Source organism: Protofrankia sp. CiP1_Cm_nod2 (genome assembly GCF_920664355.1).
Lineage (GTDB): Bacteria > Actinomycetota > Actinomycetes > Frankiales > Frankiaceae > Protofrankia.
Window position 1 is genome coordinate 12,238 of record NZ_CAKKTL010000085.1, and the last position, 7,461, is coordinate 19,698.

The following is a 7,461-nucleotide window of genomic DNA, read 5'->3' on the forward strand; positions in this document are numbered from 1 at the left end:
CCTATGGTGCAGCACAGCACGCCGGCGTGACACCTTGTCCGGGAAAGCAGTGTCCGGGAAAGCAGCGCGCACGCGTCGGCATCGGCACCAGCGCCAGCACCAGGACAACTCGCCCCCCGTCCCCCCTGGCCTCGTCCTGCGCCCAGGCCTGCGGCCATGCTAGGCCGCGAGATCCGCGGGCGGCACCGGGTGGCCGAGATAGAAGCCCTGCCCCTCGTCGCACCCCAGATCGCGCAACAGGCTACAGACCTCACGCGACTCGATACCCTCGGCGACCACGCGCAGATCAAGATTATGGGCGAGATCGATGATCGACCGGACGATCGAGAAGTCCTTGGTGCGATGCGCCACATTCACCACGAACGATTTGTCGATCTTGAGGTCGTGCACGGGAAGATCGCGCAGATAGGCCAGCGACGAGTACCCCGTCCCGAAATCGTCCACCGAGATCCTGATCCCCTCGCCGCGTAACCGGGTGATGACGCTCATCGCGTTGCGCGTGTTCACCATGACCGCGCTCTCGGTGAGCTCGAGCTCGAGCGCCCGCGGCGGCAGGCCGGTGCGGTCCAGCTCCGCCCGCACGGTCGAGATCAGCTCCGCGTCATGCAGCATCCGGGCGGAGACGTTCACCGCCACCGGCAGCAGCCGGCCGGCGTCCCACCAGGACCGTGCCTGGTCGAGCGCGAGCATGAGCACCCGGCGGGTCAGCGGCTTGACCAGGTTGCTCTGCTCGGCGAAGGGGACGAAACGGCCCGGCTCGACCAGCCCGTGGGCCGGGTGCTGCCAGCGCACCAGCGCCTCGACCGCCGTGGTCCGCCCGGTACGCAGGTCCACCTTGGGCTGGTAGTGCAGGACGAGCTGGCCGCCGGCGATCGCCGAGCGCAGGCCGCCGAGCAGCTCGAGGCGCTCCCGGCGGTTCTGGTCGGCGTCCGGGGCGTAGACGGCGACGCCGAGGGAGAGCTGCTTCGCCCGGTACATGGCCACGTCCGCGCAGCGCACCAGCGTCCCGGGATCACGCCCGTCGTCGGGAGCAAGCGTGATCCCGATGCTGCCGTCCACGTGCAGGGGCAGGGAGCCGACGTCGATGCGCTCGGCCAGCGCCGCCCGGATGGAGCCCGCGGCCGCCAGCGCGTCGGCGGCACCCCCCGGTGCCGACGGGAGCAGGATGGCGAACTCGTCCCCGCCGAGGCGGGCGACCGTGTCACTGGGCCGGGTGGCCCGGCCCAGCCGGACGGCGACCTCGCGCAGCACGTCGTCGCCCACGTTGTGGCCCAGCGTGTCGTTGATCTCCTTGAACCGGTCGAGGTCCATCAGCAGCAGCGCGAGCCGGCCGCCGTCCCGCTCGATCTCCCCCAGCGCCCTGGAGATCCTGTCGTGCAGGAGGATCCGGTTGGCCAGGCCGGTCAGCGGGTCGTGCAGGGCCTGGCGGCGGACCTTCCGCTCGGCGTTGTGCCGTTCGATCGCCGCGGCCAGCACGTTGGCGACCGACTGGACGAAGTCCGCCTCGTCCGCGGCAAATTCCCGTGGATGCGTCGTGTACGCCACCAGGACGCCGAAGCTACGGCCAGCAGCTCCGATACGGGCGGCGACACCGGCGATCTGACCAACTCCGCCGGAGGCCCCGCCGAAGCCGTCGCCGAAGACGTCACCGAAGACGTCGGAGGTGCCCGGCAGCGACACGCCCAGGGGTGTCACGCCGTGGTCGACGACCACCGGGCTGTCCGCGGCCAGCACCCTCGCGATGACCGAGCCGTGCTGCGCGACGGGTCCCAGCACCTCGCAGTACGGCACGCCCAGGGTGTCGCACACGACCTCGGCGGCCTCCCGGCGCAGGCTGCCGACCGTCGTCCCGACGAGCGCGCGCTGGCCGAGGCAGGCGACGGCCGCCTGCCGCCGTTCGGCCTGCCGCAGGTCCGTGACATCCTGCAGCACCACCGCCAGCAGGTCCTGGGACTCCCCGGCCTCGGGGATCACCGACACCCGCAGCGCCCGTTCCCGCGGGTACCCGGCGGTCACTGGCCCGGCAGCCGCTGGGCCGGCGGCCACTGGCCCAGCGGTCACTGGCCCGGCGGCCAGGCTCAGGTAGGCGTGCTGCGGCTGCTCGGTCCGGATCGCCGTCGCGACCAGCCCCCACTCGCCATCCAGAGCGGCCGCGCCGGTGCGCGGCCGCAGCAGCCCGGCCAGCCGCTCCAGCGGGTCACCGGCCCGCAGCCGGCCACCGGTCAGGCGGTCCACGACCGGCGACGCGCGGCGGATCCGGCGCGCGCGGTCGACGAGCAGGATCCCCATCGGGAGATCGTCGACCGGGGCGCCGTCGGCGACGAGCTCCAGCAGCGCCGTGTGCTCGCCGACCGTCTCGGCGTCGAGGTGGCCGCGGGTCACGTCAATGATCGTTCCCAGGTTGCCCACGACCCGGCCGTCCAGGCCGCGCAGCAGGCTGGCGCGGATCTCGACGCGGCGGTAGGAGCCGCCCCTGGTCCGATAGCGGGTCACGTGGTGGCAGTGGCCGGCACCGCCGGCCACCACCGCCATGAACAGCGCCACCGTGTGGTCGCGCTCGTCCGGGTGCACGTAGTCGAGGAAGTGCTTCCCCAGGGTGGTCTCGACCTCGAAGCCGGTCACCACCGTCCACGCGGGGTTGAGATAGGTCCAGCGGCCCTGGGCGTCGGTCCGGAAGACGATCTCGGGCAGCCTGTCGAGGATGTCCCGGGCGGCACCGTCCGCGGCGGCCGGCGGGCTCGCGCCCGCGAGGCCCTCGGCACCGGCAGGGCCCGCCGCCGTCGGATCGTCCTCGGCCGGGCCGCGATGAGCGGGTTCGCCGCCAGCACCCTGACGATACAACGAACTGCGCAGCGTAGCCATCTCACGCGAAGTGTGACCATTGGAGGACATGGCGCAGCAGTATCGCGACTCATCCCGCGATTGTAAATACTTCGAGTAGTCATAAGGCTACTATGAGACCCATGAGTCGGCTACGCACCGCAATCATTATATCTCTGACGGCCGGCTTATCGATCATTGCCATACCCGCTCGGGCGACCGTGCCGACCGGCCAGGCCGTGACACCGGCCACCTACGCCTGGGCGCGACAGGCGGAGACGGCGTTCCCGCCACCCTGCGCGACCGGCTCGGCAACGTGCACGGACGCTGTAATAACTACGATGCGTAATCGACTGCGGCCACTGGAAGACCACTGCGACCCCCGCGCGCTCTTCGCCCTGGTCTACCTGCGGACGACCGAGGCTTTCCGCGACGCGGCCGCCACACCGGGCTACTTCGCCGACCCCGCCTGGGTTCGCGCCGAGGCCGCGCTGTTCGCCGAGTACTACTTCCGGGCGTTCGACGGATGGGCCGACGGCAGGCCGGCCGGGGTGCCACCGGTGTGGCGGACCGCCTTCGCCACGGCATCGACACCCACCCCCGGCGATCCCGCCGGCAGCCCCGCCGGCGGCCTGGTGCTCAGCATGCACGCGCACATCACCCGCGACCTCCCGTTCGTCCTCGCCGCCATGGGCCTCACCGGCCCGGACGGCAGCAGCCACAAGGGCGACCACGACCGGATCAACGAGATCCTGGCGAAGGTGGCGGTGTCCCTGCTCACGCAGCCGGGGAGCCCGCTGGGCTCGCTGCCGGACGAGATCGCGGACCGGCTCGGCACCGACCGCGAAGCCCTCGTCCCGACGCTGGTCGCCGCCCGGGAGAACGCCTGGCGGGACGCCGAGCGGCTGGTCGCCGCCCGCGACGGCCGGGAACGCACGGTGATCGCGTGGACGATCGAGGCCCGTGCCGAGGCAGGTGCCCAGGGGCTGCGGCCGCTGTTCACCGACGTGCCCGTGCCGGCGTCCACCACGTCCTGTGCCACGTCCCGTCCCGCCTGCTCCCCCGCGGGGGGATGACACACATCGGCTCCGACGCGGGCCTGGTCGGCTCCTGCCTGCTCCCCCGCGGGGGGATGACACCTCGTCCACCGGCGGCCGGCCGTCGCAGCCGCCCGGCGGACGGGCTGCCCGGCCACGGCGGACGGGCCGGGCTTTGGCGGGTTCGTCCGCGAGAGGCACACTTGAGCTCGTGGCGCACTACCGACATGGTCGAAAGGTCCCGGCGCTGCCACCCGCGCAACGCCACGCGATCGGAGCGTGCACGGTCGTGGCAGTGTTCGCCGTCGTGGCGCTGACCGCGTGGCGGCCGGCGCTCTTCGCGCTGCCGGGATTCGCGCTGATCCTCGCGCTCGGCGGGCTGGACCGAGTGATCGTCACCGCCCGGGGCCGGTCACCAGCGCCGGACCAGGCCCGGACCGGTCCCCTCGGCCTTGCCGCGCCCGGCGCCGCCGGCCCCGGCCCCAACGTCGACGCCGACATGGCCACGACGGTGCTGCCGCGCCTGTCAGCGGTGGACGACCCGTTCACCATGCAGACGATGGTCATCGACATGCGCGGGCTGCTGGAGGACAACCCGGCCTGGATGCGCTAAGCGTCCTGGCCGTCGCCGTCCGCGCGGGCCGTGACGAGGGCGAGCACCTTGTCGATGGCCAGCCGGACCGCCTGTGGATCACCGCCGGCACGGCCGGCCGCCAGACCGACAAGGAAGGCGGTCAGCGGAGCCGCGGGCCGTGCCACGGCGTGGGCCACCTCTCGGGCGAGGCCGAGAACCTCCTGGACGTCGAGGATCCCGGGGTCGAGGCCGAGCGCGCCGGCCGCGTCGACCACCCAGTCGTCAAGAGAACTCACCGGTCCATCCTGGCCCAGCGGCGCGCCCGCTCGACATCCGCGGGCCGGTCGCAGTCCAGCGTGACACGCGCGTCGGCGGGCAGCACCCGCGCCGGCAGACCGGCCAGGACGGACCGCATCGGAACGCCAGCGGTGACCACGGGTAACCGGGCACGCAGCGCCGACGTCCGCCACACGCCGGTGAGGTACTGCCGGCGGCCCGCCGGGTCGGCCAGCAGGGCGCCCTGCACCACGCCACCGCGCCGATCACACTGGTCACCGTCGCGGCCAGCACTATGGGCATGATCAGCACCCTGGGCATGGCCAGCGCCATGGGCACCGCCCTGGGCATCGTCGTCGACGGCCCGCACGAGCGCGTCGAGGGCACCCGCCGTCACGAACGGGAGATCGGCGGCAAGCACCGCCACCAACGGCGCGCCCACCAGCCCGAGGCCGGCGGCCAGGGCCGCGACCGGTCCCCCGCCGGGCGGCCGTTCCCGGGTCCAGACGATATGCCGCGACACCGCGACCGGGCGCCGGGGGCCGACCACGACCACCTGCCGGGCGTCGTCCACCGCGGCCAGGACGCGTTCGAGCAGGGTCTGGTCACCGATAGTCAGCGCCGGTTTGTCCGCCCCGCCGAGCCTGCGGGCCAGGCCGCCGGCGAGCACCACCGCGTCCCAGCCCGTCCCGGCCCGGCCGCCGGTCATCCGCCGATCGCCGACATCGGCCGCGCCGGCTGGGTGAACGCCGGCTGGTCGATGCCGTGCCCGGCCCGTTTGCCCCGGACCGCCCGCGCCCACAGCGCCGCCAGGTGCGCGTCGTCGGCCCCGGCCCGCAGCGGGGTACGCAGGTCGGTCTCCTCCCGGGCGAACAGGCAGGACCGGACCTGCCCGTCAGCGGTGAGCCGGACCCGGTCGCAGGTGGCGCAGAAGGGCGCGGTCACCGAACCGACCAGCCCCACCGTGCCCGGCCCGCCGTCGACGGTGAACAGTTCGGCGGGCGCGCTGCCCCGGCCGGGCAGCGGCGTGAGGACGAACTCGCCACGCAGCCCGGCGAGGATCTCCGCGCCGGTGACCATGGCGGCCCGGTCCCAGGAGTGCTGGGGGTCGAGCGGCATCTGCTCGATGAAGCGCAGCTGGTAGCCCTGTCGCAGGCACCACCGCAGCAGGTCGGGCGCCTCGTCGTCGTTGACGCCGCGCAGCAGCACCGCGTTGACCTTCACCGGTGCCAGCCCGGCGGCGGCCGCGGCGGCCAGCCCCGCCCGCGCGTCGGCGAGCCGGTCCCGGCGGGTCAGCGCCTGGTAGCGGTCGGTGCGCAGGGTGTCGAGGGAGACGTTCACCCGGTCCAGGCCCGCCGCGCGCAACGCCGGGGCCATGCTCACGAGCGCGATGCCGTTGGTCGTCATCGACAGCCGGGGACGGGGGCGCAGCCGCGCCAGCCGGCCGACGAGGCCGGCCAGGCCCGGCCGCAGCGTCGGCTCGCCGCCGGTGAGCCTGACCTCGTCGACACCGAGCCTGGTCACCGCGATCCGCACCAGCCGGACGATCTCGTCGTCGGTCAGGATCTCCGCCCGCGGCAGCCAGGCCAGGCCTTCGGCGGGCATGCAGTAGGAACACCGCAGGTTGCAGCGATCGGTCAGCGAAACCCGGAGATCAGTGGCCACCCGGCCATGGGAATCGCTCAGGCGCACCCATCCAGCTTAGCCCGGCCGCGTGGACGCCGGCCCGAAGCGCTCCGGAGATGATCCTCCCTACCGCCGCCGGCCGGCCGCCGCGGCGGAATGCGCCCCCGAATATCGGTGTCACACCCGGATAGGCCGACGAGGTGTGCGGATCTATGGTGGAGTGGGCACGGGGGTGGCACGCAGGGCCTGGCACACACGTCGCTGGCACGGCGGTGCCAGCGGTGCCAGCGACGGCACGGCGCAGCACTGTGCGCGCCGCGCATGGTGGATACCGCGTCAGAGATATCGGCGGCCGGTGGTAACAGGAGGACACAGGCGACATGCAGGTCTTCGGTGTCGACATCGGCGGTACCGGTATCAAGGGTGCACCCGTCGACATCGACGAGGGAACACTCACCGCGCCCCGCTTCCGGCTGCCCACACCGCAGCCGGCGCAACCGGCGGCCATCACCAAGACCGTCGCGGAGGTCGTGGCGCACTTCGGCTGGACGGGCCCGGTCGGGGCCGCTTTTCCCGCCGTCATCAAGGGCGGCGCGGCCAGGACCGCGGCCAACATCGACCCGGTCTGGGTGGGCACCGACGTCGCGGCGGCCCTGGGATCGGCGCTGCCGGGCAGCCCGGGCGGGGTGGCCGTGGTCAACGACGCCGATGCCGCGGGCGTCGCCGAGATGGCCTTCGGAGCCGGCCGGGACGTCGGCGGCGTCGTGATCATGACGACTTTCGGCACCGGTATCGGCACGGCGGTGTTCCTGCACGGGCAGCTCGTTCCCAACACCGAGCTCGGCCATCTGGAGATCGGTGGGCGCGACGCGGAGACGAGGGCGTCCGAGGGGGCCCGCGAACGCGACGATCTTTCCTGGGAGAAGTGGGCGAAGCGCGTCACCCGCTATCTGAACGCGCTTGAGGCGCTGCTGTGGCCGGATCTCATCATCATCGGCGGCGGCGCCAGCCGAAAAACTGATCGTTTTCTCGACTACCTCGAGGTGAACACGAAGGTCGTCGCGGCGCAGCTGCAGAACGAGGCCGGAATCGTCGGCGCGGCCCTGTTCGCCGGTGCCGGCGACCAGG

At 73.0% G+C, this 7,461-nt stretch carries 7 protein-coding genes; 3 read left to right on the forward strand and 4 right to left on the reverse strand.

The window, feature by feature from the left end; all coding sequences use genetic code 11:
- Positions 1 to 159: 159 nt before the first annotated feature.
- On the reverse strand, positions 160 to 2,862 hold the full coding sequence (locus tag NBW84_RS11610) for an EAL domain-containing protein (RefSeq protein WP_250284455.1): 2,703 nt from the start codon (positions 2,860 to 2,862) through the stop codon (positions 160 to 162).
- Positions 2,863 to 2,954: 92 nt separating this feature from the next.
- Between NBW84_RS11610 and NBW84_RS11615 the strand changes: the two genes are divergently transcribed.
- Together NBW84_RS11615 and NBW84_RS11620 are read left to right on the forward strand one after the other, a co-directional pair.
- A complete protein-coding gene (locus tag NBW84_RS11615; protein WP_250284457.1) occupies positions 2,955 to 3,896 on the forward strand; it encodes a DUF5995 family protein in 942 nt (313 codons plus the stop codon).
- 250 nt (positions 3,897 to 4,146) lie between these two features.
- Entirely contained in the window at positions 4,147 to 4,470 is a 324-nt protein-coding gene (locus NBW84_RS11620; RefSeq protein WP_250284460.1) for a hypothetical protein, read from the forward strand.
- Here the strand turns inward: NBW84_RS11620 and NBW84_RS11625 are convergent.
- From NBW84_RS11625 to moaA, 3 genes are read right to left on the reverse strand one after another with little or no spacing between them, the layout of a single operon-like run.
- Positions 4,467 to 4,727, reverse strand: coding sequence for a DUF6457 domain-containing protein (locus tag NBW84_RS11625; RefSeq protein ID WP_250284461.1), 261 nt, complete (start codon positions 4,725 to 4,727; stop codon positions 4,467 to 4,469). The two genes, NBW84_RS11620 and NBW84_RS11625, sit on opposite strands and share 4 nt — an antisense overlap.
- Positions 4,724 to 5,416 carry an NTP transferase domain-containing protein gene (gene mobA / locus NBW84_RS11630; protein ID WP_250284462.1) on the reverse strand — a complete coding sequence of 231 codons (693 nt, stop codon included), beginning with the start codon at positions 5,414 to 5,416 and terminating at the stop codon, positions 4,724 to 4,726. The genes NBW84_RS11625 and mobA overlap by 4 nt, the downstream gene beginning before the upstream one ends.
- Positions 5,413 to 6,399 carry a GTP 3',8-cyclase MoaA gene (moaA, locus tag NBW84_RS11635; protein WP_250284463.1) on the reverse strand — a complete coding sequence of 329 codons (987 nt, stop codon included), beginning with the start codon at positions 6,397 to 6,399 and terminating at the stop codon, positions 5,413 to 5,415. The genes mobA and moaA overlap by 4 nt, the downstream gene beginning before the upstream one ends.
- Before the next feature lie 314 nt (positions 6,400 to 6,713).
- On the opposite strand from moaA, the gene ppgK reads away from it, so the two are divergent.
- A partial coding sequence (gene ppgK, locus NBW84_RS11640; RefSeq protein WP_250284464.1) for a polyphosphate--glucose phosphotransferase occupies positions 6,714 to 7,461 on the forward strand: 748 nt, incomplete at its 3' end.

Bases quoted from the DNA above. Each gene is read 5' to 3' on its own strand.
- NBW84_RS11615 (WP_250284457.1), top strand. From the start codon at position 2,955: ATGAGACCCATGAGTCGGCTACGCACCGCAATCATTATATCTCTGACG.
- mobA (WP_250284462.1), bottom strand. From the start codon at position 5,416: ATGACCGGCGGCCGGGCCGGGACGGGCTGGGACGCGGTGGTGCTCGCC.
- NBW84_RS11610 (WP_250284455.1), bottom strand. From the start codon at position 2,862: ATGGCTACGCTGCGCAGTTCGTTGTATCGTCAGGGTGCTGGCGGCGAA.